Raw genomic sequence first — 24,870 nt, 5'->3', positions numbered from 1 at the left:
GTACCGTTTCGAGGACCGTCCCGCCATGCCCGCCTCAAACCTGCGTCAGCCCCTCCGTGCCCTGCGCCGCCTCGCCGCGCGTCCCCATGTGCTGTTCGGGGGTGTGTACGGAGCGGTGCTGGCCAGCTCCATGGTGGCCGCCCTGTCGGAGCAGGGGGAGACGGCGCCGGACGACCGGTTGAATAGTGCCCAGTGGCTCCTGGTCACGGCCGTCGCCTCCGCCCTGGCCCACGGCTACGCCCACCTGATCGCCCTGCGCGGCGACCGGACCCACCACGGCGTACGCGCCGGAGTGCGGATGCTGCTGTCCGAGTGGCCGCTGGTGGCGGCGACGGCGCCGACGCTGCTCCTGCTGCTCGGGGCGGCCTGGGGATGGTGGCCCTCGGAGGGCGTCGAGTACGTGGTCTTCGCCGTGAACGTGGTCCTGCTGTTCGCCTGGGGCCTGCTCGCGGCCCGCGCCGCCGGCCGCACCTGGGCTTCCGCCCTGCGGATCGGCACGGTGGACTCGCTGCTCGGACTCGTGGTCGTCGTGGCCAACGCCCTCATCAAGTAGAACCACGAACAGCGCCGCCGCCGCCGGAACGGTGAGTGCCGGAACCTCGTAGCCGGTGAGACCCAGGGGCCGGACACTCCCGGGTGGATCCTCGCGGAGACGAGGGATGCGAGGGGGTAGCTCGTATGCGAGGCGCTGCACGTCAGGCGGCGCGCGATTGCCGCCTGAGGAGGGCGGGCAGGCCGGGCGTCGTGACGAAGCCCTCCGCGCGGCCGGCGGCCAGGGCGATCCGGGGCAGTTCGCCGCTCTTCCGGAAGAGGACGAAGCGGGGTTCCCAGACCGGCCGGTACTTGGCGTTCGCCCGGTACAGCGATTCGATCTGCCACCAGCGGGAAAGGAACCCCAGGGCGGTGCGCCACAGCCGCAGGACGGGTCCGGCGCCCAGGCGGTCTCCGCGTTCGAAGACCGACCGGAACATCGCGAAGTTCAGCGAGACCCGGGCCAGTCCCACGTCGTCCGCCTGCCGCAGCAGCTCGATCACCATGAACTCCACCAGGCCGTTGTCGCTGTCGCGGTCCCGGCGCATCAGGTCGAGCGAGAGCCCCTTGTCCCCCCAGGGAACGAAGCTGAGCAGCGCGCGCAGTTCGCCGTGGGCGTCGTGGCACTCGACCATCACGCAGCGTCCGTCGTCCGGCGATCCGAGCCTGCCGAGCGCCATCGAGAAGCCGCGTTCGGTCGCCCCGTCGCGCCAGCGGTCGGCATCGGCCACCAGGCGGGCCATCTCCGGCTCCGGTATGTCCCCGTGGCGGCGCACCCGCACGCTGTAGCCGGCGCGCCGGACCCGGTTGTGCGCCTGCCGGACGCCGCGCATCGCGCGTCCCTCCAGGGTGAAGTCCGCGACCTCCACGACGGCTTCGTCGCCCAGTTCGAGGGCGCTCAGACCGTGTCGTCCGTAGATCACTCCCGCTTCCTCGGACGCCCCCATCACGGCCGGGACCCAGGCGTGCGCCCGTGCCTCGGCGAGCCAGGCGTCGATGGCGCCGGGCCACGCCTCGGGGTCTCCGACGGGGTCGCCGGAGGCCAGGGAGACGCCGTTGACCACGCGGTAGGTCACGGCCGCCTTGCCGCTCGGGGAGAAGACGGCCGCCTTGTCGCGGCGCAGGGCGAAATAGCCCAGGGAGTCGCGCTCGCCGTGCCGGTCGAGGAGGGTGCGCAGCCGGGCCTCGTCGTCCTCGGTCAGCACCACCCCCCGGGGGCTGCGGAACGCCACGTACAGCACGCTCAGGAACACGAGTGCCGCTGTCACGTTGAGCGTTCCGTCGACCCAGCCGGGCACCTGGACTAGGCGGGCGGCCCTCTCGGAGGGGTCCAGCGTGACAAAGCGGGACAGGACGTAGCCGAGGCGGTCGGACAAGCCCGCTCCGGCACCGGTGCCGGTCGCCTGCACCAGCGCCACCCCCAGCGCGCCGCCGAGGAGCACACCGCCGGCCAGGGTCCCGAGCGCGGTCCGCGGGTTGGAGCGGTCGCCCTTCGACGTGAACTCCGTACGCGCCACAAGCAGGGCCAGCAGGAAGAGGGCGGTGAGCGCGGCGGAGGCCCAGTTGATCCAGTGGTGGCGGAAGCCGGGTTCCTCGCCGGGCACGAGCAGCCAGAGGATCATGACCGACAGGGTCAGCGCGGCGAGGACCGTGTTGAGAATCCACGCCGCGCGCTTGCGCCTGCGCATGGTGACGGCCAGGCACAGGGCGAGGATCGCGGACACCAGGCCGGCGGTGAGCAGGTACGGGGTGAAGTGCTCGCCCTCGTTGTGTTCCCGCACCCGGTCGCGCAGGGGAGCGGACAGCACCGCCAGCACATTGAGCAGAGCCATGACACGCAGGTACCAGACGCAGGCTGTGGCCGCCGCGCGACGGCACCGTGGTGTCACCACGGTCGGGCGAGGCTTCACGGCGGTGGTCGGCGGAGTCGTTGATGCGGTCACGTCCACGACATTCGTGAGGATCCGGAGGATTCACCACCCGGCAACCGGCCACACGTACCCCGCCAGGTGGCGGGGGTGCCGGAGCGGCGGATGGTTCTCCCGCCGCATGGCGGGGGGCGACCGGTCACCCGTCGGATACCGCCGGGCCGAAGCATCGACGAGGTTGGGGATACGCGAGCCGGGAGGCCGTGAGCGTCGGCCCTGTCCGACGGACGGACGATCCCGTGTCCGCTCGCCGTGGCCGTGCGTCGGCCGGGAGCAGAAGCAAGGAGCAACCCCGTGTCGGCCACCAGCCGGACCCTGCTCGCCGGTGCCGTCGCAGCGGTCGTCGCCGTACTGATCACTGTTCTGGCCACGGCCGTCGGCAACCTCCCGGGACAGAACAACCAGGGCCTGTGCGGTCCTTCTTCGAGTGTCCCAAGTCAGGAGAGAACATCATGAGTGTTTCGCTGTCCAAGGGCGGCAACGTCTCGCTGAGCAAGGAGGCTCCGGGTCTCGCCGCGGTCCAGGTCGGCCTGGGCTGGGACGTACGCACCACCACGGGCACCGACTACGACCTGGACGCGAGCGCGCTGCTGTGCGGCGAGAGCGGCAAGGTCGCCTCCAACGCGTCCTTCGTCTTCTACAACAACCTCACCAGCCCGGACGGTTCGGTCGAGCACACCGGCGACAACCTCACCGGTGAAGGCGCCGGCGACGACGAGGTCATCAAGGTGAACCTCGCCACCGTACCCGCCGACGTGGCGAAGATCGTCTTTCCGGTCTCCATCCACGACGCCGCCGCCCGCGCCCACAACTTCGGTCAGGTGCGCCACGCCTACATCCGGGTGGTGAACCAGGCCGACGGGGTCGAGATCGCCCGCTACGACCTCAGCGAGGACGCCGCCACCGAGACCGCGATGGTCTTCGGCGAGCTCTACCGCAGCGGCGCGGAATGGAAGTTCCGCGCCGTCGGCCAAGGCTACGTCTCCGGCCTCGTCGGCATCGCCCAGGACTTCGGCGTCAGCCTCTGACCTCCGGGACACCCGTCCCGCAGCCCCGCCCGCGTGGACATCCCCACCACGCGCGGCCGACGGGCCCTCCCAGCCGGCCGCCGTCCGGGCCCGGCCACCCCCTTCGACTCGACCCACCCGGGAGTACGCATGTCCCTCAACCTCACCAAGGGCCAGAGGATCAGCCTGACCAAGCCCGACACGACCCCCCTCAGTCACGTACGGATGGGGCTGGGATGGCAGCCGCGGACGCGCACGGGCTTCCTCGGCAGGCTGATGGGCCCCACGGAGATCGACCTCGACGCCTCCGCGGTCCTGTACGCGGGCCGGCGCGTCGTGGACGTCGTCTACTTCCAGCACCTGACCGGCATCTTCGGTGCCGTGAAGCACTCCGGCGACAACCGCACCGGCGGTGACGGGCCGGGGGACGACGAGGCCATCACGGTCGACTTCACGCGGATGCTGGCGGAAGTGGACCAGATCGTCTTCACCGTGAACTCCTTCACCGGCGCGACCTTCGACGAGGTCGAGAACGCCTACTGCCGCCTGGTGGACGACTCCACGGGGGCCGAACTCGCCCGCTACACCCTGTCCGGCGGCGGCCGCCACACCGCCCAGGTCATGGCCAAGATCTCCCGCATCAACGGGGCGTGGCAGCTGACCGCCCTTGGTGAACCCGCCTCCGGGGCCACCTTCCAGGACCTCCTCCCCACCATCGACCGCCACCTCTGATCCGCCCGCCCGGCCTGCCGGTCGGCGGGGTGGTCCCGGCCGGTCGGCACGGGTGCCACCGAAGCCTGCCGGATAGTCCGCTTCCCTACCGGACCGGGAGATTCCTCATATGACACAGATACAGCCGTCGCAGGCGACGTCAGCTCCGCAGGAGACTTCGCCTCCAGGACTCCGTACCTCGTCCGAGTCCGCCGGGAAGCCCTCGGGCGGCCCCTCGATGGGTCGTCTCGTCGGCGTGGACCTGGCCCGCGCGCTCGCGGTGTTCGGCATGTACGTCGTGCACATCGGCCCGCCGCTTGAGGCCACGACCGGGTTCGGCACCTGGGTCCGGTACCTGGCCGACGGGCACTCGTCGGTCCTGTTCGCCACCCTCGCCGGGTTCTCGCTGATGCTGATCGCCGGCCGCCGTGAGCCGAAGACCGGCCTGGCGGGCCGGCAGGCGAAGGCCCGGATCGCGAAACGCGCCGTGATCCTGCTGGCCCTGGGCAGCGTGCTGGCGATCGAATACGGGGACGTCGTCATCCTCGGCTTCTACGGCGTGTACTTCCTCCTCGCCCTGCCCCTGCTGCGGCTGTCCGCCAAGGCACTGGCCACCATCGCGGCCGGGCTCGCGCTCGTCACACCCCAGCTGGCGTTCGTCCTGCGCGCGTGGCTGAACGAATCGGTCCAGCAGAGCATCAACGCCTACGACCCGCTCGAGAAGCTCAACGGCGTGGGAGTGATCGATCTGCTCCTCACGGGCCTCTATCCGACGATCACGTGGATGCCGTTCGTGATCGCCGGCATGGCGCTGGCCCGCCTCGACCTGTCGGCCGCCTCCGTCCAGCGGCGCCTGGCCGCCCTTGGCGCCGCCCTCACCGTGGCCGCGTACGGCCTGTCGCTGCTGCTGGCGGGCAAGGACGCGGTGTTCACGGCAACCGGTGGATCGTCCACCGGCTCCGGGTCCTGGTCCGGCAGCTCCGGGTCCGGCTTCAGCGGATCCGGACCGGGGTCCGGCGGCAGTGGCTCCAGTGAGCAGCTCATATCGTCCGCCTCGGACCTCCTGGGTGCCGGCCCGCACACCGGCACCACGTTCGACATCATCGGCAGCGTGGGCGTCGCGATTCTCGTGATCGTGGGCGCGACGGTGCTGATGGACCGCGTGGCACGCCTGCGCCGTCTGGCGAGGCCGGTCATCGCCGTGGGCACCATGTCCCTGACGGCGTACGTCGGTCACTTCCTCGCACAGTCCGCGTGGCCCGCCTCCGGCTCCGGCACGACGACGTCGTGGGTGCCCGTGCTCACGTACATCCTGTGCGCGATCGTGTTCGCCGCGGTCTGGTCCCGGTTCTTCCGCCGCGGGCCGCTGGAGGCGTTGCTCAACGCCGCGACCAAGCCGGCGAAGTACGTGCGATGACGCCGGGCCGGGGCGGGCGGTCCTTGACGGCCCGCCCCGGCTCCGACGGCCCTCGGCCGTCTGTCGCAGTCGAGCCGATGGACCGGGGCTCAGTAGGCCGTTCCGTCGGCGTGCCGGCCGGGCGAGCTGGTCAGCGAGCTGATGGTGTGGTGCTTGGCCCAGCCGCCGGTCGCCGAGCCGTCGGGGTTTCGGTTGACGGAAACGCCGTCGGAGTTGGCCTGGCTTGAGGTGTAGGTCATCGACTGGACCGTCGTTCCGGTCGAATCCCGCAGGATGACCTGGTCACCGCTGTTGGACAGGCTGAGGCCGCCGGTGCCGGCCGCCACCGCGACGATGCCACCGGGGATCGCCGAGCCCGCGCCGAACACAGTGATCGCCTTGCCGGGCTGCAGCGTCGTACCGGCCGCGAACGTGTGGCGCACTGCCGTCCCGTCCCGGAGGGTCCAGCCGCCGATGTCGATGGCCGTGCCACCGGTGTTCACGATTTCGATGGCCTCGCCGGCGGTGCTGCTGCCCGGTTCGTTGGCCAGTACCTCGTTGATGATGACGTTCGCGGGTCCGCCGCCACTGTCGGTGGTGACGGTGAGGTTCTGGGTCGTGGTGTGGGTGGCTCCGCCGTTGTCCGTCACCGTCAGCGAGACCGTGTACGTTCCGGCCGACGCGTAGGTCACGGTCGGGTTCGTCGCCGTCGAGGCTTGACCGTTGCCGAAGCTCCAGCTGCGGCTCACGACGGTGCCGTCGGAGTCGGTGCTGCCGTCGGTCAACGTACAGGTGAGAGCGGTGCAGGAAGATGTGTACGAGGCCGTGGGCGGCTGGTTCGTACCACCGCCACCGCCGAGGGTGAAGTCGTAGCGGGCCAGCACCGGGTAGTGGTCGCTCGTCGTCGTCGCGTAGTTCGGGACGTAGGCCTGGGGCTGGAAGGCCTTCGCCGAGCCCGCGACGTACTTGGCCTGCACCTCGTTGGTGTTGAGCTGGTGGTCGATGAAGTCCGGGTAGCCCGTCGTCGACGGTACGCCCGCCAGCGAGAGGGCCCGCGTCGGGAAGGTGTAGCGTGCCGCGTCGTTCACGAAGTTGGCGTACGGGGAGGCCTGCCCGGACGTGATGGAGGTGTCGACGTCGTCGTTCCAGTCACCGAGGACGAAGACGTTCTGCGTGGGGTAGGTCGTGTCGAGGTACGACTTCAGGGCCTGCGACGCGGGATTGCGCAGGTTCCACGCGTCCTGGGTGGAACCGGCCTTCGCGTGCAGGACGATGAAGACGAGGTCACGGGTGACACCGTCGAAAGTGCCGCGCAGCGTGAACTCCACCGGCGGACGGCCGGCGAAGTTGCTGTTCTGGTCGGTCAGGATGACCTTCGCGCTCACCAGGGTGGCCATGCCGGAGCGCCAGACGAGGGCGACCTTCTGCTCGGTGTTGCCGAAGTCCGAGTAGTACTGGGCCCCGTTCGTCACGATCGGGTCGTTGGCCACGACCCCGGTGTACCCGGGCATGCCCGCCACGAGGGTGTTGAAGGCCGAGGTGCTGACGACCTCGGAGAGGCCCCACACGTCCATGTCGGTGCCCGCCATGACGTCGTGCACGTTCTGCTGCTGAAGCGCTTCGTCGGTCGGGCCATAGTTCGGCGCGCCGAACCACTCGACGTTCCAGTTGCCGACGTCGAGCTGCGTCGCCGATCCCTGCGACGGAACCGAGGCGGCGGCGTTCGCCGTGGGGGCGGTGACGAGCGTGGCCAGCGTCAGGGCGGCGGCCAGGCAGGCGGCGCCGAGCGCGGCGGTACGGCGGGGGCGTCTGGCAGGTATGCGACGAGGTGACATGGGGGTGCCTTTCGCGAGCGGTTGCGGACGGTTCGCGGAATACCGCACCGGGGTTCCGTGAGGAACACACCGTGGCGGCAGGGCAGTTCTATGCGGGCTGGATTGCGCGCGGGGGACCGGAGGGTGTCCTCCGTATGGCAGTTCTACGCGCGTTGCACAGCGTGCACGGGCGCCGGGTCCGGCACCATATCCCGCACCAAAAAAACCTGTTGGGCGGCGGCGCCGGGGCCGGCGTGCTCGGCAGCGTCCTGCTTTCGTGGGCCGACCGGGTCACGCCTCGGCGGCCCGGAGGAGGCAAGGCGAAGGTGGTACACGCCACCGGCGCACCGAGGGCCTTCATGGTCCCGGCGCCACCAGCGCGGGTCACCGCCGCCATGATCAGCGCCGCGTGGAGGCCGTGGGCGGGAAACGCGTACCGGGCCAGCTTGTGGCCCAGGCCGTCGTCGACAATCCGGCAGTGCGCGCTCTGCACGGCCTCGAAGGTGCTGCCGTCGAAGGAACTGACGCCGAACTCAAGGCGGTCCGCGTGCGGAGGCAGCCGGGGCAGACGGGCGACGAACGACTCCTTGCCCTCCTCGCCCGCGACGTTCTCCACCACCGGGCCGGCGAAGTGCTCGATGGAGCCGTCCGGGTGGGCGGGACTATCGGCGAACACCGCGTCAGGAAAACGGCCTTGGCCGTACAGCAGGCCGAAGGCGCCGAAGCGGCCGCGCCGACCTGGGCAGAGCGAACCAGAGCGCGGAGCGGACCGCCGGCCGATGGCCATCCGCATCAGATGGAGCGGGCGGCCGTCCGCCGTGCGCAGGGGAACCTGCCGGCCCTTGGCCATGAGGACGGGCATGGGGCCTCCAAGAGAGGTGGCGGACAGAGCACGCAGCAGCGAACCGCCCGGTGACGCGCGGCGCTGCCCTCAGCCTCACGCGCTGTCCGGTGCGCCGGTACCCGACGACTGTCCGCCGCCACTCAGCCACTCAGCCGGTCTGCCCCCGCCGTTCGGCGGGGGCAGACCGGCTGAGCACTCCACTCACACGGCGGGGTGCTCGGCCGGGACCAGGAGCTGGGTCGCCGCCAGTTGTGCGTACAGCTCGTCCTCGACCGCCAGTTCCTGATGGGTGCCGATCGCGCGGACCTTGCCGGCGTCCATGACGACGATGCGGTCCGCGTCCGTCACCGTGGACAGGCGGTGCGCCACCACCAGGACGGTGGTATCGCGTGCCGTCTCTGCGATGACGTCCCGCATCGCCAGCTCGTTGACCGCGTCGAGCTGCGAGGTCGCCTCGTCCAGGAGCAGCAGCCGGGGCCTGCGCAGCAGCGCGCGGGCGATCGCCACGCGCTGGCGCTCGCCGCCGGACAGCTTCGAGCCGCGGTGCCCGACCAGGGTGTTCAGGCCGTGCGGGAGACGCTCGACGAGCGTGTCGAGCCTCGTCCGGACGAGGACGGCGCGGATGTCGTCATCCGTCGCTCCGGGCGCGCTGAAGACGAGGTTCTCCCGCAGCGTGCCGGCGAGGACCGGCGCGTCCTGCTCGACGTACCCGATGACGGACCGCAGTTCGGACAGCGGCCACTGCCGGATGTCCGTGCCGTCGACCAGGATGCGCCCGCCGGTCGTCTCGTAGAACCGCTCGATGAGCGAGAAGACCGTCGACTTGCCCGCGCCCGAGGGCCCGACGAAGGCGGTCATCCCGGCGCCCGGCACCTCGAAGTCCACCCGCCGGTGGATGTACGGCAGCCCGGGCCCGTACCGGAAGGACACGTTCTCGAAGCGGACCGCCGCCGGCCGCCGTACGGCCGCCGCCCCGGCCCGCACCGGCCGGTCCGCGGCCGGCGGCTCCGCCGCGAGGCGGTCCACCTCCTGGATCCGGGAGATCGCGGCCGCGCCCTCCTGGTACGCGGAGGCGGCCTCGACCAGCTTGTACACCGGCTCCATCAGGTAGAAGAGGTACAGCAGGAAGGCGATGAGCGTGGAGACGGGGATGTCCCCGGACGCCACCCGCGCCCCGCCGACCGCGAGGACCGCGAGGAACGCCAGCTCGACGGCGAGGTTGTCCGCCGTTCCCAGCAAGGCCTCCCACTTCGCGCCGCGCACGCCGTGGCGCCAGGCCCGCCGGGCCGACGCCTCGATGCGAGCGGTCTCCCGCTGTTCGGCGCCGGACGCCTTCACGGTGCGGAACGCACCGAAGACCCGCTCCAGGCCGGTGGACATCTCCCCGACCGCGGCCTGGGAGCGCTCGGCGGCCTGCCCGATCCTCGGCATCACCAGGGCGGCGCCCGCCCCGACGACCACGACCACACCGAGCGTGACACCCAGCAGCAGAGCATCCAGGAAGGCCATGACGACGACCGCCGCGATCAGCGTGAGCGCCCCGGTCGCGGCGTTGACCACCGCCTGGGTGCTGACGGCCCGCAGCAGCGTGGTGTCGGAGGTGACTCGCGACATCAGATCGCCCGGCTGCATCCTGTCCACGGCCGAGAGCCGCAGCCGCAGCATCCGGCCGATCAGGCTGCGGCGAGCGGCCAGCACGACCGACTCGGCCGTCCGCTCCAGGACGTAGGCGCCGAACGCCTCGGCCACCGTGCTCAGCAGTACCAGTGCGGTCAGCGCCAGCAGGATGGTGGCGAGTGTGCCACCGGACGAGAGCCGGTCGACGAGCGCCTTCGTGGCCAGCGGCTGGAGCAGCCCTCCGGCGGCGCCCACCAGCGCCAGCAGCAGACCGAGCACGACAGTCCAGCGGTGCGGGCGGACATATCCGTACAGCGCCTTGAGCGTCTCGTGGACGCGCAGGGACTCGGCACCCGTCTCCTCCGGGGCGGATGCGGTGTTCACAAGATTCCTTTCCTCTGTGGTCTGCCCCGCACACGGTCAGCGGTGGGACGGCGTCGGCCCGCTGAGTACGACGGGTCATGCCCACAGCCTGGGGCCTCGGGCGCTCCGTCGGCTATCCGGCAATCGACGGGCGGACCCCCGCCAAGTGACTGGAACAGTCAGCCCACAGCGTGACCAGAGGAACACAGCGCTGACTCGGTCGTCCGTCCAGGCCGGCAGCTCAGCGTCCCAGCATGTGGCCGCGCGACTGGCGCCCGCCCAGGAGGGTGCGCCAGGACTGCTGCGCCCATGCACCGTAGACAGTGCCGTCCGCTCCGACGGAATGCCGCCCTCCGACCAGCTGTCGCACTCGTAAGGAGGGCGGCATTCCCGTGCAGGCAGCACGCCCTGTCGGACGCCAGACGTGCGTACGGTCCACGGACCTCGCCTAGCCTCACGGAACGTCACTACCGACAAGCGAATGAGGCGAGGGCGGTCAACAGCTCGGCACCCAGTACCTGAGCCACCTCAAGGTGCCTCCGACCACACAGCCGAGGCTCCAACCGGCGGTAGCCAAGCACGCATGACGACCCATCAGAAACCGTGCCGCCCGTGCGTCAAACGTGCGTCACGTGCGTCGAATATGCGTCAAGATATCGCCCGTAACGGGCGTGGCACCCATAATGCACAGTCAACAAACCCGCAGGTCAGCGGCCCTTATCGACAGGCTCAAGGATCGCCACGCACTCCACATGATGGGTCATCGGGAAGAGGTCGAAGACGCGGAGTGTGCGGGGCTTGTAGCCGGCTTCCGCGAAGTACGACAGGTCGCGGGCCAGGGCCGCCGGGTCGCAGGCCACGTACGCGATGCGGCGGGCCGACAGGGAGGCCACGTGGCGGACCGTCTGCCTGCCCGCCCCGGCGCGCGGCGGGTCCAGGACGACCAGGTCGCACTCCGTGATGCCGGTGCGCGGGAGGACCGTTTCGACCTTGCCCTGTTCGATGCGGACGCGGGGGAAGTCCGCCAGGTTGTGCCGGGCGTCCTCCACCGCGCGCTTGCCCGACTCGATGCCGAGGACCGCGCCCGTCTCGCCCAGGCGCTCGGCCAGGGCTCCGGCGAAGATGCCGACGCCGCAGTACAGGTCGAGGGCCATCTCGCCCTTGCGCGGCATCAGGCCCTGCATGACGGCGCGGATCAGGGTGTCGGCGGCCTGCGGGTGGACCTGCCAGAAGCCGCCCATGCCGACGCGGTAGGTGCGGCCGTCGGCGCGCTCGCGAACGAAGGGGCGGCCGTGGACGCGGTGCGTCGCGCCGTCCTTCTCCTCCACGCGGAGGACGGAGACCGGCTTGTCGAGCTCGACCAGGGGCAGCCGTCCGCCGGGGCGCGGGGTGAGGACGACCTGGCGGTCGTGCGAGCCGGTCGCGGCGATCGCCTCGACCGTCGCCATCTGCGGCCATTCGCGCTTCTCGATGCCGAGCTCGGAGACGCCCGGCGCCGCGATCATGCAGTGGTCGACGGGCTCGATGTCGTGCGAGCGGTGCCTGCGCAGGCCGGCGCGGCCCTCGGCGTCGATGGCGTACTGGACGCGGGTGCGCCACTGCGGGACCTGGCCTGCGGGGACCTTGTCGCCCTCGGCGGGGGCGACGGTGCCGTCCCAGCCGGCCTCCTCGGGTGTGAGCCCGGCCAGCCGGCGCAGCTGCTCGGCGACGACCTCGCCCTTGAGGCGGCGCTGCGCACCCGGCTTCGCGTGCTGCCAGTCGCAGCCGCCGCACCGGCCGGGGCCTGCGTACGGGCACGGGGCCTCGACGCGGTCCTTGGATGCCGTCAGGACGGTGACCGCGTCGGCGCGCAGGAAGCGGGAGTCGGTGTCGCCCTCGGTGACCTTGGCGACGACCTTCTCGCCGGGCAGGGTGTGGCGGACGAAGAGGACGCGGCCGTCGGCGGTCCGGGCGATGCAGTGGCCGCCGTGCGCGACGGGGCCGACCTCGACCTCGTACTCCTCCCCGACCAGTGACTGCTTCTCGTTCTGCTCGGTCATGGCCGGGGGTGCTCCAAGGTCGTGGAAGGGGGCGGTTCGCCGGTGCGGGGTGACCGGTCGCGCGTACGGCCGGACGGCCGACCCACCAGTCTACGTGGATCCCGTCCGGCCGTACGCCACCGCCTTCCGCGGCCCGGCTACTTCCCCGTGCGGTCGCCCGCCTTCCGCGGCGTGTCCACGAGGCCGCGGCGCACCGCGCCCGGGGCGTTCCAGTCGGCCCGCTTCCGGGCCCGCCGCTTCGCCAGCTCGGACGACTCCAGCTGGTAGGGGACGGACGTCACCATCACGCCGGGCGTGAACAGCAGCCGGCCCTTCAGCCGCAGCGCGCTCTGGTTGTGCAGCACGTGCTCGTACCAGCGGCCCACGACGTACTCGGGGATGTACACGCTGACCGCGTCGCGCGGGTTCTCGGTGCGCAGGCCCTTGACGTACTCGATGACGGGGCGGGTGATCTCGCGGTACGGGGAGTCCAGGATCTTCAGCGGGACGTTGATCCCGCGCCGCTCCCACTCCTCCCGCAGGGCCTTGGTCTCGGCCGGGTCGACGTTGATGCTGAGTGCTTCGAGGGTGTCGGAGCGGGTCAGCTTGGCGAAGGCGAGGGCGCGCAGCGTCGGCTTGTGGACCTTGGAGACGAGGACGATGGAGTGGACCCGGGACGGGCGCACGCTGTCGTCGCTGGGCCCCTCGGCGGCGGCGATCTCCCGGGACACCCGGTCGTAGTGCTTCCGGATGGCGGTCATCGTCCCGTAGAAGATCACCATGCCGAGCAGGGCGACCCAGGCGCCGTGGGTGAACTTCGTCGCGAGGACGACGACGAGCACGAGCCCGGTGAAGGTGGCGCCGAAGGCGTTGATGGCGCGGGAGCGGATCATCCGGCGGCGGGCGGCGGGGTCGCGCTCGGCAGCCAGGTGCCGGTTCCAGTGCCGGACCATGCCGATCTGGCTGAGGGTGAAGGAGACGAACACGCCGACGATGTAGAGCTGGATCAGCTTGGTGGAGTCGGCGTCGTACAGCCACACCAGCAGCATGGCGGCGCCGGCGAGGAGCACGATGCCGTTGGAGAAGGCGAGGCGGTCGCCGCGGGTGTGGAGCTGGCGCGGCAGGTAGCGGTCCTGCGCGAGGATCGAGCCGAGCAGCGGGAAGCCGTTGTAGGCGGTGTTCGCGGCGAGGAAGAGCACGAGGGCCGTTCCCGCGGCGAGGATCATGAAGAGGATGCTGCCGTGGCCGAAGACGGCCTCGGCTACCTGGGAGATGACCGGGTCCTGGACGTAGCTGTCGCCGACGGGGACGCCGTCGCGGAGCAGGTCCTGGGCGGGCTGCTCGGCCATCCGCACGTCCGTGGCCAGGGCGAGGCCGATGATCCCGCAGAACATGGTGACGGCCAGGGCGCCCATGAGCAGCAGCGTGCTGGCGGCGTTCCGGCTCTTCGGCTTGCGGAAGGCGGGCACGCCGTTGCTGATCGCCTCGACGCCGGTGAGGGCGGCGCAGCCGGAGGAGAAGGCGCGCAGCAGCAGGAAGACGAGGGCGAACCCGGCGATCCCCTGGTGCTCGGGCCGGATCTCCAGGTCGGCGGTGGGGGCGTACATCGACTCGTCGAGGACGATTCCCCGCCATGCGCCCCAGGCGATCATGAGGAAGACGCCCGCGACGAAAACGTACGTGGGAATCGCGAAGAGCTTGCCCGACTCCTTGACGCCGCGCAGGTTCATCACCGTCAGCAGCAGAATCATGATCATCGCGCTGAACACTTTGTGTTCGATCACGAAATGCCATGCGGAGCCGAGGTTTTCGACTCCGGACGAGATCGAGACGGCCACGGTGAGCACATAGTCGACGAGCAGGGCGCTCGCGACGGTGAGTCCGGCCTTCGGGCCCAGGTTGGTGTTGGCGACCTCGTAGTCCCCGCCGCCGCTGGGGTACGCGTGCACGTTCTGCCGGTACGAGGCGACCACCGTGAACATGAGCACGACGACCGCGGCGGCGATCCACGGGCTGTACTGGTAGGCCGACACACCCGCGATGGACAGGACCAGCAGCACCTCTCCGGGCGCGTACGCCACGGAGGAGAGCGGGTCGGAGGCGAAGACGGGTAGGGCGATCCTCTTCGGGAGCAGCGTCTCCCCGAGGCGGTCGCTGCGCAGCGCCCGGCCGATCAGGATCCGTTTGGGCACGTCGGTCAGTTTGGACACGGACAGGATCGTAAGCGTTCGAAATCGGCCTGACGAACCCCCCGCCCCGCATTGCACGGCAATGCGCCCCGCGTGCCCTCCAACAGGCCGCAAGGGCGACCGCCCGTGTGTAGCTTGGGCGGTGGTCTGAGACCCTGTTAAGCCAGAGATGCATATGAGGCTGGGAACCAGCGAGCGCTGAACAGCCGGAAGGACGGCCGTGCACATCGTCATTATGGGCTGCGGAAGGGTGGGCTCCGCCCTCGCGCAGACCTTGGAACAGCAGGGGCATACGGTCGCGGTCATCGACCAGGACCCCACCGCATTCCGCCGGCTGGGAGCCGGATTCGGCGGCCGCCGCGTCACCGGCGTCGGCTTCGACCAGGACACGCTGCGCGAGGCCGGGATCGAGGACGCCGGGGCGTTCGCAGCGGTCAGCAGTGGTGACAATTCCAACATCATCGCCGCCCGCGTGGCCCGCGAGATGTTCGGCGTGGAGAACGTCGCGGCCCGCATCTACGACCCCAAGCGCGCCGAGGTCTACCAGCGCCTCGGCATCCCGACCGTGGCGACCGTGCGGTGGACGGCCGACCAGATGCTGCGCCGGCTGCTGCCGTCGGGCGCCGAGCCGCTGTGGCGCGACCCGAGCGGCGCGGTCCAGCTCGCCGAGGTGCACACCTCGCCCGTCTGGATCGGGCAGAAGGTCAGCCGGCTCCAGGACGAGACGGGCGTGCGCGTGGCGTTCCTCACGCGTCTCGGCGAGGCCGTGCTGCCGACCTCGCAGACCGTCCTCCAGGAAGGCGACCTCGTCCACGTGATGATGCGCACGGACGAGATCGACAAGGTGGAGGCGGCGTTCGCCGAGGGCCCCGAGGAGGCACACGCATGAGGGTCGCGATTGCCGGAGCCGGCGCGGTGGGCCGTTCCATCGCGGGCGAGCTGCTGGAGAACGGGCACGAGGTGCTCCTGGTCGACAAGGCGCCGACCGCGATCTCGGTGGAGCGGGTCCCGCAGGCCGAGTGGCTGCTCGCCGACGCCTGCGAGATCACCTCGCTGGACGAGGCGGCGCTGCAGCGCTGCAACGTCGTCATCGCCGCGACGGGCGACGACAAGGTGAACCTGGTCGTCTCGCTGCTGGCCAAGACCGAGTACGGGGTCCCGCGCGTGGTGGCGCGCGTGAACAACCCGAAGAACGAGTGGCTCTTCAACGAGGCCTGGGGCGTCGACGTCGCCGTGTCCACGCCGCGCCTGATGTCCGCGCTGGTCGAGGAGGCCGTCAGCGTCGGCGACCTGGTGCGGCTGCTGCGCTTCAGCCACGGCGACGCCAACCTGGTCGAGCTGACGCTGCCCCCCGAGTCGGCGGTGGCCGGCCGCCAGTTCGGCGAGATCACCTGGCCCGAGGACACCTCGCTCGTGACGATCATCCGCGGCAACCGGGTGCTCACCCCGCACGCCGAGGAGACGCTGGAGGCGGGCGACGAGCTGCTGTTCGTGGCCGCGCAGGCGCGCGAGCAGCAGTTGGAGGACCTGCTGCAGGCCCCGCGCGCCTGAGCCCGGTGCGCGGAAGGGGCGGGGCGGCCGGTGACCGGCTGCCCCGCCCCTCCTCCGTTCCCGTACGTACGCTCCCCCCGGCCGCGGCGGGAGGCGGCGGCCCTCAGTCCTGCGGCTCGCCGGGCCGCGCCGTCCCGGCCTTCGCCTTGGCGGCCTTCCGCTCGGCCTCCTCCGCCTCGTACTCGGCGATGACGTCGATCGGCGGCGGCGCCTTGGCGAGGAACACCCACGTGAAGTAGACGGCCAGCAGCATCGGCGGCAGCTTCAGCGCGATCAGCACCCAGCCGAGCTGGGTGGCGTCGCCCCACCAGTACAGCGGGAAGAGGATCGCGTACTTGGCGAGGAAGATGACGCCCCAGGCCAGGCTGGCCTTGGTGTAGGCCTTCTTGCGGCCGGGGTTGCGGGTCCGCCAGGACATGTTCTCCCGGAAGACGGGGCCGAGGACCACGCCCAGCAGCGGGAACCCCACGAGCGCCGAGAGGGTGAAGGCCAGGCCGAGCCCCGCGCCGTAGATCATGCCGGGCAGGTAGAAGCCCTTGGCGCTGCCGGTGAACAGCGCGAACGCGATGCCGACGCCGACGCCGAAGACGCCGCTGAAGGCGTGCTTGACGGTGTCCCTGCGCAGCAGCCGGACGACCACCAGCACCACGGCCACCGCGCCCGCGGCGATCGCGGACAGCCGGACGTCCCGGTTGACGGTGTAGATCATCACGAAGAGCAGGCCGGGGAGCATCGTCTCCACCGTGCCCCGCACGCCCCCGAAGGCGTCGAAGAGCGCGGCCTGGGTCACCTCGTGCTGCTCGCTCCGGGCGGTCCGGGCATGCCGGCGGCCGCCGGCCGCCGCGGGGGCGGCGGGACCTCCTGCGGCGGACTGCGGATCCTGCGCGGGCGGGGTTTCGTCGAGTGGCGTCACCGGTCAGTGCTCCTGTCCGAGCGGTCGGAGTTCGTACTTCGGGTTGAAGAGGACCCTGCGGCCGTGGCTCATGGAGATCCGCCCGGAGGCGATCATGCGGCGGCCCGGCTCGATTCCCACGATCGAGCGACGGCCGAGCCAGACCACGTCCAGCGCGGCGGAGCCGTCGAACAGCTCCGCCTCCAGCGCCGGAACGCCGGCCCGCGGCCGGAGCGTGACGGTGCGCAGGGTTCCGGTGACCTTGACTATCTCCCGGTCGTGGCAGTCGCAGATCCGCGTGCACCCCGCGGCCTCTGCGTCCTCCTGGAGCTCCGCCGAATGCAGGTCCTCCTGGGAGGTGGAGAGCCGCTCTATCATCCGGCGGAACCGGCCCGCCGGCCTGACCGGCTTGGCGGACTTCTCGGGACGCGGTTCAGCACTCATACCTCGAAGCGTACCGGCGTGCCGGGCCCCGTTCGAAGTCCCGCAGCCCGCCGCAGCGGCGGCCCGGCGGGCAGGTGCCGGGAGCGCGCGAGGCCCCGGGCCGCGCCCCGCGAGGGGCGCGGCCCGGGGCCTCTTCCGTGCAGTGCCCGCGGTGTGCGCGGTCCGTGCGGGTGCCCGCGCCGCCGCGGCCGGTGTCAGCGGACCTCGGTGATCTCCGGGCCGCGCTCCAGCTGGCCCATGCCGCCGGAGAAGCGGGAGCCCTCCTGCGTCTCGGTCTGGACGCCGTCCGGCACCATCTGGGCGTCGTTCGGCAGCTTCAGCACGATCGGGTCGCGCGGGGCCATCGGGCCGTCGCCGCGGACGATGACCGTGTCCCGGAAGATCTGCTCCAGCAGGCCGGCGGACTCGGGTCGCACCGCCGCCTGGCCGGAGATGACGCCGCGCAGGAACCAGCGCGGGCCGTCGACGCCGACGAAGCGGACCAGCTGGGCGCCGGTCTGCCCGTCGGGCATGGGTACAGGCACCTGGGCGCGCAGCTCCCAGCCGAGCGGGCCCTCGGCCTCGTCGATGAGGCCGCCCTGCTGGACGATGCCCGCGGCGATCTCCTCGCGGACCTCGCCCCAGATGCCTTCCTTCTTGGGTGCGGCGAACGCCTGGAGCTGCACGGCGCTGTCGCCGAGGACGACCGTCGCGGCGACGATCGCGTCGCCGGCTACCTCGACGCGCAGTTCCATGCCCTCGACACCCGGTACGAGGATGCCGCCGAGGTCGACCCGGCCCTCGGCCGGCGACCCGGGCACCTCGGTGACGTCCCACGGCCCGTCGGGCCGCGGGGCCGGCGGCAGGTTCACCCGGCGGGGGGCGGTCTCCAGCTCCTCGCCGCCCTCCTGCTCGTCGGCAGCCACGCCGTCCACGACCTGCTCGGCCGCGCCGCCGTCCTGGGCGGAGTCGTTCTTCTTGCGACGTCCGAACACGTCACTGTCCTTCCCGGTCGGATACGACCGAAGCGTAGCCATTCCCACCCTGCTGACCAGCGCCGGATCCGGCCACGGCCGCATGACCGCCGGTGGAGCCGAAACCCCCCTCGGCCCGGGCCGAGCCGGGAAGTTCCGCCACCTCGTGGAAGCGCACCTTCTCGACCCGCTGGACAACCAGCTGGGCAATGCGGTCGAAGCGCTCGAACCGGACGCTCTCGCGCGGGTCGAGATTGACCACGATCACCTTGATCTCCCCACGGTACCCGGCATCGACCGTCCCCGGGGCATTCACGAGCGCGAGGCCGCAGCGGGCGGCGAGTCCGGAGCGGGGGTGGACGAAGGCCGCGTACCCGTCGGGCAGGGCGATCGAGACGCCCGTGGGCAGGACGGCGCGCTCGCCGGGCGCGAGCTCGGCGGCCTGCGTGGTCACCAGGTCGCAGCCGGCGTCGCCGGGGTGCCCGTACGCGGGGATCGGGACCTCGGGGTCGACGCGCCTGATCAGCACGTCGACGGGGTGGTTGGGGTTGTGCTGAGCCATCAGGGGTTCACCTCGAAGGCGCGTGCGCGCCTGACCTGGTCCGGGTCGGCCATCGCCGCCCGGATCTCCTCGGGCCGACCGTTGTCGATGAAGTGGTCGACCTTCACCTCTATGAAGAGCGCGTCCGCGCGTACGGCGACGGGGCCGTCGGGCCCGCCGGTGCGTCCGACGGCCGTGCAGTAGATCTTGCGGCCGGCCACGGCCGTCACCTCGGCCTCCAGGTGCAGGACGGTGCCGACGGGCACGGGCCGCACGAAGTCGGTCTCCAGCCGCCCGGTCACGGCGATGACGCGGAGCAGCCAGTTCAGGGAGCCGAGGGTCTCGTCGAGCGCGGTGGCGAGCACGCCGCCGTGCGCGAGGCCGGGCGCGCCCTGGTGGGCGGGCCGGACGGTGAACTCGGCGGTGACGCTCACACCGTCGCCCGCGCGCGCCTGGAGGTGGAGGCCGTGCGGCTGTCCGCCGCCGCACCCGAAGCAGTGCTCGTAGTGCGCGCCGAGCAGCTCGCCGGGCGCCGGCGCGTCGGGGTGCCGGACCGGCGCGGCGGCGTCTTCCGGGGGCGTCAGCGCTGTGTTTCGTCCACTCACAGGCGCAGACCTTACCCGCGCCGCTACCCGCCGGTCGCCCCGTGGCAGGCTTGGGGGCATGCAGCTCTCCCCCGCGCACCACGACGAACGCCTGACCGCACCCCGCTCCTGGTGGGGCATCGCCGCCCTGATCGGGCTGGCGTGCGCGCTGATGCTGCTGCCGCTCGGTCTGCTGCCGCTGCTCGCGGGGCTGGTCGGCGGGGCGGCGCTGGCGGGGATCCTGGTCAGCAGCTACGGCTCCGCGCGCGTGCGCGTGGTGGGAGGGGCGCTGGCGGCGGGCGACGCGCGGATCCCGGTGGCGGCGCTCGGGGAGCCGGAGGTCCTCGATGCGGAGGAGGCGCGCGCCTGGCGCACGTACAAGGCGGACTCGCGCGCATTCATGCTGATGCGCAGCTACGTGCCGACGGCGCTGCGGATCCCGGTGGTGGACCCGGCCGACCCGACCCCGTACGTGTACGTCTCCACGCGCGCTCCCGAGGCCCTGGCGGCGGCGATCCGGTCGGCGCGGTCCGCGGCCTGACCGGAGCCGCCGGGTCCCGGGCGGGGCCCGGGCCGCTTCACGTCCGCCGGCGTTGTGCGGCGGTGTCCGTCAGGTCCGCGGATCCCGCGCGCCGGCCCCTTCGGGCCCGCTGTCGGGACGGGGTTCCCCGAGGACGTCGGCCAGGCCGCCGGGGAGGGGCTCTGCGGGCCTGTCCAGGCGCGGGAGGGCGGGCAGGGCCTCCCAGGGCACGGCGCGGCTGCGGAGGTCGTCTCGGACCTTCTCGGCGAGCCTGCGGGTGTCGCGGCGGTTCAGGAGGGCGCCGACGGCCGCCCCGACCATGAAGGGGATCAGGTTGGGCAGGTTGCGGAGCATCCGCTTGGTGATCTGCTGGCGCAGCTCGCGCCGCATCTGCCCGCCGAGGGCGGCATTGACGGTCGCCGGCTTCTTCCAGTCGACGCCGCGCTCCTCGGTCCAGGCGGTGAGGTAGGCGGTGCTGCGGTCCTTGGCGCTTCCGGGCGGGCGCAGGCCGTACACCTCGTGCAGCTCGGCGATGAGCTTCAGCTCGATCGCCGCGACGCCGAGGATCTCGGCGGCGAGCTCCGCGGGCATCGCGGGCGGGGTGGGGAGCATGGCGGCGGCGCCGATGCCGGCTCCCACGGTGGAGGTGCCCTTGGCGGCTCCGGCGATCAGCTTGTCGGCGATCTCCTCGGGGCCGAGGCCGGGGAACTGGGCGCGGAGCGCGGCCAGGTCCCGCACCGGGATGCGCGGGGCCACCTCGACGAGGCGGTCGGTGATGTACAGGGCGGCGGCCCTGGCTCTCGCGCCGCCCTTCCGCACACCGTTCCTGACGGCTTGCAGCCGTCGGGCTGCGGCCCGCTCGGGGGCCCCTGCGCCGGCCCCTGGCTCCGCCGGAGGTCCGGGGGCGGCGGTCGGGAGGGCGGCGGGTGCGCCGGGAGCTGCTGGGCCCGTCACCGGGCCCGTGGCTCCCGTCTGCGTCTCCGCCCGTTCACCGGACTTCCGGAAGAGGCGATTCCGAAACGGTGTCGAGCCGGTCACGGCCGACGCCTCTCAGTCGCAGTCGCGGCAGATCGGCTGACCGTTCTTCTCGCGCGCGAGCTGGCTGCGGTGGTGCACCAGGAAGCAGCTCATGCAGGTGAACTCGTCCGCCTGCTTGGGCAGGACCCGGACGGCCAGCTCCTCGTTGGAGAGGTCCGCGCCGGGCAGCTCCATGCCCTCGACGGCGTCGAAGTCGTCGATGTCGACGCTGGAGGACGACTTCTCGTTCCGCCGGGCCTTCAGCTCTTCAATGCTGTCGTTGTCGACGTCGTCGTCGGTCTTGCGTGGGGTGTCGTAGTCCGTTGCCATGTTTCGCTCTCCCCCTCTGGGATTTAGCGGTGTCTCAGCGCACGTAACGCGCGAGAGGCCGGACTTGTGCCCGACCTGAGGCGGAGATTTTGCCTCACATCAAGGTCTGTTACTCAATCGACACCCAAGCCGCGCGCCTGAAGGAGCGACCGGCTGGGATGACGACCGGGACCGTACACGGTCCTGGGTCCGTCTTGCACAAGCACCACCCGGTGTATTTTCCGCCGTCCGGGGGGCCGGAAACCCGGACTTCCCGGACTTTCCGGCCCTTCCACGGCATCCACGGGTCACTGAACGCACATGGCCTCACACTCGACAATGTGATCGATCACACAGGGTTCAACTTGTTCACACGGCAGCCATTCAGCCCGTAGCGAACAAAGATACGGTCCTCACAGCGGCAGCGTGACACGCATCACGAGGCCGCCGCCGTCCCTCGGGACCGCCGTGATCCGGCCGCCGTGTGCGCGCGCCACGGAGCGCGCGATCGACAGCCCGAGGCCGACACCCTTGTCGCTGCCCGTTCGCTCGGTACGCAGCCGCCTGAAGGGCTCGAAGAGGTTGTCCACCTCGTACGCCGGGACCACCGGCCCGGTGTTCGACACGACGAGCACCGCGTGGCCGGGCACGGCCTCCGTGGTGACCTCCACCCAGCCGCCCTCCGGCACGTTGTAGCGCACGGCGTTCTGCACCAGGTTCAGCGCGATCCGCTCCAGCAGCACGCCGTTGCCCTGGACGACGGCCGAGGCGCGCTCGCCCCGGATCTCCACGCCCTTGGCCGCGGCCTCCGCCCGCGCCTGGTCGATGGCGCGCGACGCGACCTCCGCCAGGTCGACCGGCTTGCGCTCGACTATCTGGTTCTCGCTGCGGGCCAGCAGCAGCAGTCCCTCGACCAGCTGCTCGCTGCGCTCGTTCGTCGCGAGCAGGGTCTTGCCGAGCTGCTGGAGCTCGACCGGAGCCCCGGGGTCCGACAGGTGCACCTCCAGCAGCGTCCGGTTGATCGCCAAGGGGGTGCGCAGCTCGTGCGAGGCGTTGGCGACGAACCGCTGCTGGGCGGTGAAGGCCCGCTCCAGGCGGTCCAGCATCTCGTCGAAGGTGTCGGCGAGCTCCTTGAGCTCGTCGTCCGGCCCGTCCAGCTCGATGCGCCGGGTCAGGTCGGAGCCGACGACGCGGCGCGCCGTCCGCGTGATCTTCCCGAGCGGCGAGAGCACGCGGCCGGCCATCGCGTAGCCGAACGCGAAGGCGATGACGCTCAGGCCCAGCAGCGCCATCAGCGACCGGCTGAGCAGGTCGTCCAGGGCGTGCCGGCGCTGTTCCAGCATGCAGGCCTGGATGGCGGCGTGGAACTGGTCGAGCGTCTGCTCCGGGCCCACGCCGGGACAGGTCGGACTGGAGACGACGACCTTCTGCCCGCTGATGCTGACGATCTTGAACGGCAGGGCGTTGCCCTCCCGCAGCGCCTGCGCGGCCAGCAGGTAGATGATCGACAGCAGCAGGATGCCGGCGATCAGGAACATCCCGCCATACAGCAGGGTGAGCCTTATCCGGATCGTGGGCCGCAGCCAAGGGAAGGGACCCTCGGGCTGGCCGGGGTCCCAGGTCGGTCTCGGCGGCGCGGTCGGTGGCGCCGGGGTCGCTGCCACCCGCGTCAGATCCGGTAGCCGGAGCCCGGGACGGTCACGATGACCGGGGGCTCCCCGAGCTTGCGCCGCAGGGTCATGACCGTCACCCGCACCACGTTGGTGAAGGGGTCGGTGTTCTCGTCCCATGCCTTCTCCAGCAGCTGCTCGGCGGAGACCACGGTGCCCTCACTGCGCATGAGCACCTCCAGCACCGCGAACTCCTTCGGGGCCAGCTGCACCTCGCGGCCCTCGCGGAAGACCTCCCGCCGGTTCGGGTCGAGCCGGATCCCGGCGCGCTCCAGCACGGGCGGCAGGGCGACCGTGGTGCGCCGGCCCAGCGCCCGCACGCGGGCGGTCAGCTCGCTGAACGCGAACGGCTTGGGCAGGTAGTCGTCCGCCCCCAGCTCCAGGCCCTCCACGCGGTCGCTGACGTCCCCCGAGGCCGTCAGCATCAGCACGCGCGTGGGCATGCCGAGCTCGACGATCCTGCGGCAGACGTCGTCCCCGTGGACGAGCGGCAGGTCCCGGTCGAGGACGACGACGTCGTAGTCGTTGACACCGACGCGCTCCAGCGCCGCGGCGCCGTCGTACACGACGTCCACGGCCATGGCCTCGCGGCGCAGTCCGGTGGCCACCGCATCGGCGAGCAGCTGCTCGTCCTCCACGACGAGTACGCGCACGTCGTTTCCTTCCTCCGAGCCCCCAGGGCACACGTGTGATTGCGCCGCCCATCCTGCCCCTTTCGGCCGTAAACCGGCTGTAAGGCGCCACTCGGCAGGTCATCCGGGGCGGAAGTGGGGATTCCCTCGCCTCCCGAGGTTTCTGCGCCCAGGGTGCAGGGGATGACGTCAGCACACCCCGACCACTCCCTGACGGCGGGCATCCCTGTGCCGCCGCGACCACGAAGAGGGGGCGAACCCACCATGGACGCATTCACCGCGGGTCTCCTGCAGCGCATCAGGACCACGCAGTCCGACCTCCGCCACGCCCGTGAAGCGGGCGACGACTTCCTCGCCGACGTGGAACAGGCGGAGCTGGAGGACCTCCAGCGCCTCGCCGCCGAGCACGGAGTTCCCGTCTCCGCCTGCTGAGACACCACCGGACCCCGGCGGCCGCCGTGCCGCCGGGGTCCCTTCATGCCCGGATCCGGGCCGGGGCGGCGGTCAGTCGTGCCAGGCCCCGGCCTCCTCCAGCAGCGGCGCGAGCGCGGCGAACACCGCGGGCGTCGCGGCGAGCGCCAGCTCCCCGGAGGCCGGCCGGCCGGGCCGCCCGCCGGTCAGCGCCCCGGCCTCGCGGGCGATGAGCTCGCCCGCGGCGAGGTCCCAGGGGTTGAGCCCGCGCTCGTAGTACGCGTCCAGCCGCCCCGCGGCCACGTCGCACAGGTCGATCGCGGCCGAGCCGCCGCGCCGGACGTCCCGCACCCGCGGGAGGATCCGCCGGACCACCTCGGCCTGCTGCTCCTTGCGCTCCTGCAGGTAGGCGAAGCCGGTGGCCACCAGGGCCTGGTCCAGCGGGGCCGCCGCCCGGCAGGCCAGCCGCTGCCCGCCGAGCCGGGCGCCGCCCCCGCGCACCGCCCGGAACGTCTCGGACCGCATCGGCACCTCCACGACGCCGACCAGGGTCTCGCCGCGGTACTCGGCCGCGATCGAGACGCTCCAGCTCGGCAGGCCGTAGAGGTAGTTCACGGTGCCGTCCAGGGGGTCCACGATCCAGCGCACCCCGCTCGTGCCGGGGCGGTCGGCGCCCTCCTCGCCGAGCAGGCCGTCCTGCGGCCGGCGCCGCTCCAGGATCTCGGTGACCAGCTTCTCCGCCGCGATGTCCATCTCCGTCACCACGTCGATGGGGCTGCTCTTGACCGCCGCCACCCCCAGGTCGTCCGGCCGGCCGTCCCGCAGCAGCGCGCCGGCCCGCCGGGCGGCCTCCAGCGCCACGTCCAGCAGTTCCCCGGCCAGACCCGCGGGCACCGCCGCCGAGCCGTCCTGCGTCTCCCGCACGTCC

24 protein-coding genes are annotated in these 24,870 nt (G+C 71.8%); 8 read left to right on the top strand and 16 right to left on the bottom strand.

The window, feature by feature from the left end; genetic code table 11:
* Window positions 1-25 precede the first annotated feature (25 nt).
* Entirely contained in the window at window positions 26-553 is a 528-nt protein-coding gene (locus C0216_RS08005) for a hypothetical protein (RefSeq protein WP_114054596.1), read from the top strand.
* Window positions 554-695: 142 nt separating this feature from the next.
* Here C0216_RS08005 and C0216_RS08000 read toward each other — a convergent pair whose 3' ends face one another.
* On the bottom strand, window positions 696-2,441 hold the full coding sequence (locus C0216_RS08000; protein ID WP_246042789.1) for a phosphatidylglycerol lysyltransferase domain-containing protein: 1,746 nt from the start codon (window positions 2,439-2,441) through the stop codon (window positions 696-698).
* Between the two features lie 470 nt (window positions 2,442-2,911).
* Between C0216_RS08000 and C0216_RS07995 the strand changes: the two genes are divergently transcribed.
* The 3 genes from C0216_RS07995 to C0216_RS07985 all read left to right on the top strand — a co-directional run bounded on the left by C0216_RS07995 (window position 2,912) and on the right by C0216_RS07985 (window position 5,594).
* Window positions 2,912-3,487, top strand: a complete 576-nt coding sequence (locus C0216_RS07995) for a TerD family protein (RefSeq protein WP_114054594.1) — start codon at window positions 2,912-2,914, stop codon at window positions 3,485-3,487.
* Between the two features lie 129 nt (window positions 3,488-3,616).
* Window positions 3,617-4,198 (top strand): TerD family protein, encoded by a 582-nt coding sequence (locus C0216_RS07990; RefSeq protein WP_114054593.1) that lies wholly within the window; start codon window positions 3,617-3,619, stop codon window positions 4,196-4,198.
* A 109-nt stretch (window positions 4,199-4,307) separates the two neighbouring features.
* Complete coding sequence (locus tag C0216_RS07985; RefSeq protein ID WP_174250361.1) at window positions 4,308-5,594, top strand: DUF418 domain-containing protein; 1,287 nt, start codon at window positions 4,308-4,310, stop codon at window positions 5,592-5,594.
* Window positions 5,595-5,683: 89 nt separating this feature from the next.
* Here C0216_RS07985 and C0216_RS07980 read toward each other — a convergent pair whose 3' ends face one another.
* From C0216_RS07980 to C0216_RS07960, 5 genes are all read right to left on the bottom strand, one after another.
* A complete protein-coding gene (locus C0216_RS07980) occupies window positions 5,684-7,408 on the bottom strand; it encodes a lamin tail domain-containing protein (RefSeq protein ID WP_114054591.1) in 1,725 nt (574 codons plus the stop codon).
* 88 nt (window positions 7,409-7,496) lie between these two features.
* Window positions 7,497-8,249, bottom strand: coding sequence for a TerD family protein (locus C0216_RS07975; RefSeq protein ID WP_114054590.1), 753 nt, complete (start codon window positions 8,247-8,249; stop codon window positions 7,497-7,499).
* A gap of 183 nt (window positions 8,250-8,432) precedes the next feature.
* Window positions 8,433-10,232 carry an ABC transporter ATP-binding protein gene (locus tag C0216_RS07970; protein WP_114054589.1) on the bottom strand — a complete coding sequence of 600 codons (1,800 nt, stop codon included), beginning with the start codon at window positions 10,230-10,232 and terminating at the stop codon, window positions 8,433-8,435.
* A gap of 686 nt (window positions 10,233-10,918) precedes the next feature.
* Window positions 10,919-12,250, bottom strand: a complete 1,332-nt coding sequence (locus tag C0216_RS07965; protein ID WP_114054588.1) for a class I SAM-dependent RNA methyltransferase — start codon at window positions 12,248-12,250, stop codon at window positions 10,919-10,921.
* A gap of 137 nt (window positions 12,251-12,387) precedes the next feature.
* The gene (locus C0216_RS07960; RefSeq protein WP_114054587.1) at window positions 12,388-14,439 is read right to left on the bottom strand and encodes an APC family permease; all 2,052 of its coding nucleotides are present in this window, start codon (window positions 14,437-14,439) and stop codon (window positions 12,388-12,390) included.
* 199 nt (window positions 14,440-14,638) lie between these two features.
* On the opposite strand from C0216_RS07960, the gene C0216_RS07955 reads away from it, so the two are divergent.
* Together C0216_RS07955 and C0216_RS07950 are read left to right on the top strand one after the other, a co-directional pair.
* Window positions 14,639-15,307 (top strand): potassium channel family protein, encoded by a 669-nt coding sequence (locus C0216_RS07955; RefSeq protein WP_114054586.1) that lies wholly within the window; start codon window positions 14,639-14,641, stop codon window positions 15,305-15,307.
* Window positions 15,304-15,969, top strand: coding sequence for a potassium channel family protein (locus tag C0216_RS07950; protein WP_114054585.1), 666 nt, complete (start codon window positions 15,304-15,306; stop codon window positions 15,967-15,969). The genes C0216_RS07955 and C0216_RS07950 overlap by 4 nt, the downstream gene beginning before the upstream one ends.
* A gap of 103 nt (window positions 15,970-16,072) precedes the next feature.
* Here C0216_RS07950 and C0216_RS07945 read toward each other — a convergent pair whose 3' ends face one another.
* From C0216_RS07945 to C0216_RS07925, 5 genes are all read right to left on the bottom strand, one after another.
* Complete coding sequence (locus C0216_RS07945; protein WP_114054584.1) at window positions 16,073-16,882, bottom strand: DUF3159 domain-containing protein; 810 nt, start codon at window positions 16,880-16,882, stop codon at window positions 16,073-16,075.
* Window positions 16,883-16,885: 3 nt separating this feature from the next.
* Window positions 16,886-17,305, bottom strand: coding sequence for an OB-fold nucleic acid binding domain-containing protein (locus C0216_RS07940; RefSeq protein ID WP_114054583.1), 420 nt, complete (start codon window positions 17,303-17,305; stop codon window positions 16,886-16,888).
* A gap of 194 nt (window positions 17,306-17,499) precedes the next feature.
* Entirely contained in the window at window positions 17,500-18,279 is a 780-nt protein-coding gene (locus C0216_RS07935) for a DUF3710 domain-containing protein (RefSeq protein ID WP_114054582.1), read from the bottom strand.
* A gap of 1 nt (window position 18,280) precedes the next feature.
* Window positions 18,281-18,820 carry a dUTP diphosphatase gene (gene dut / locus C0216_RS07930; RefSeq protein ID WP_114054581.1) on the bottom strand — a complete coding sequence of 180 codons (540 nt, stop codon included), beginning with the start codon at window positions 18,818-18,820 and terminating at the stop codon, window positions 18,281-18,283.
* Complete coding sequence (locus tag C0216_RS07925; RefSeq protein ID WP_114054580.1) at window positions 18,820-19,404, bottom strand: PaaI family thioesterase; 585 nt, start codon at window positions 19,402-19,404, stop codon at window positions 18,820-18,822. The genes dut and C0216_RS07925 overlap by 1 nt, the downstream gene beginning before the upstream one ends.
* Window positions 19,405-19,462: 58 nt before the next feature.
* Between C0216_RS07925 and C0216_RS07920 the strand changes: the two genes are divergently transcribed.
* A complete protein-coding gene (locus C0216_RS07920; RefSeq protein WP_114054579.1) occupies window positions 19,463-19,924 on the top strand; it encodes a DUF3093 domain-containing protein in 462 nt (153 codons plus the stop codon).
* A gap of 69 nt (window positions 19,925-19,993) precedes the next feature.
* Here the strand turns inward: C0216_RS07920 and C0216_RS07915 are convergent, their stop codons facing one another.
* The 4 genes from C0216_RS07915 to C0216_RS07900 form a co-directional block, all read right to left on the bottom strand.
* Window positions 19,994-20,941 (bottom strand): hypothetical protein, encoded by a 948-nt coding sequence (locus C0216_RS07915; RefSeq protein WP_114054578.1) that lies wholly within the window; start codon window positions 20,939-20,941, stop codon window positions 19,994-19,996.
* Window positions 20,942-20,953: 12 nt separating this feature from the next.
* On the bottom strand, window positions 20,954-21,250 hold the full coding sequence (locus C0216_RS07910) for a DUF4193 domain-containing protein (protein WP_114054577.1): 297 nt from the start codon (window positions 21,248-21,250) through the stop codon (window positions 20,954-20,956).
* Between the two features lie 392 nt (window positions 21,251-21,642).
* Window positions 21,643-22,893 (bottom strand): sensor histidine kinase, encoded by a 1,251-nt coding sequence (locus tag C0216_RS07905; RefSeq protein ID WP_114054576.1) that lies wholly within the window; start codon window positions 22,891-22,893, stop codon window positions 21,643-21,645.
* A 5-nt stretch (window positions 22,894-22,898) separates the two neighbouring features.
* Window positions 22,899-23,552, bottom strand: coding sequence for a response regulator transcription factor (locus C0216_RS07900; RefSeq protein WP_114054575.1), 654 nt, complete (start codon window positions 23,550-23,552; stop codon window positions 22,899-22,901).
* 243 nt (window positions 23,553-23,795) lie between these two features.
* Here C0216_RS07900 and C0216_RS33815 point away from each other — a divergent pair, with 243 nt between their 5' ends.
* Window positions 23,796-23,963: a hypothetical protein gene (locus C0216_RS33815; protein WP_174250360.1), complete on the top strand. Its 168-nt coding sequence runs from the start codon at window positions 23,796-23,798 to the stop codon at window positions 23,961-23,963.
* A gap of 72 nt (window positions 23,964-24,035) precedes the next feature.
* Here the strand turns inward: C0216_RS33815 and C0216_RS07895 are convergent, their stop codons facing one another.
* A complete protein-coding gene (locus tag C0216_RS07895) occupies window positions 24,036-24,866 on the bottom strand; it encodes an inositol monophosphatase family protein (protein ID WP_246042373.1) in 831 nt (276 codons plus the stop codon).
* Window positions 24,867-24,870 lie beyond the last annotated feature (4 nt).

The sequence above is a fragment of the Streptomyces globosus genome (assembly GCF_003325375.1).
Lineage (GTDB): Bacteria > Actinomycetota > Actinomycetes > Streptomycetales > Streptomycetaceae > Streptomyces > Streptomyces globosus_A.
Note: the sequence above shows the minus strand (reverse complement) of the source record. Positions and strands in the feature narration are given on the sequence as shown.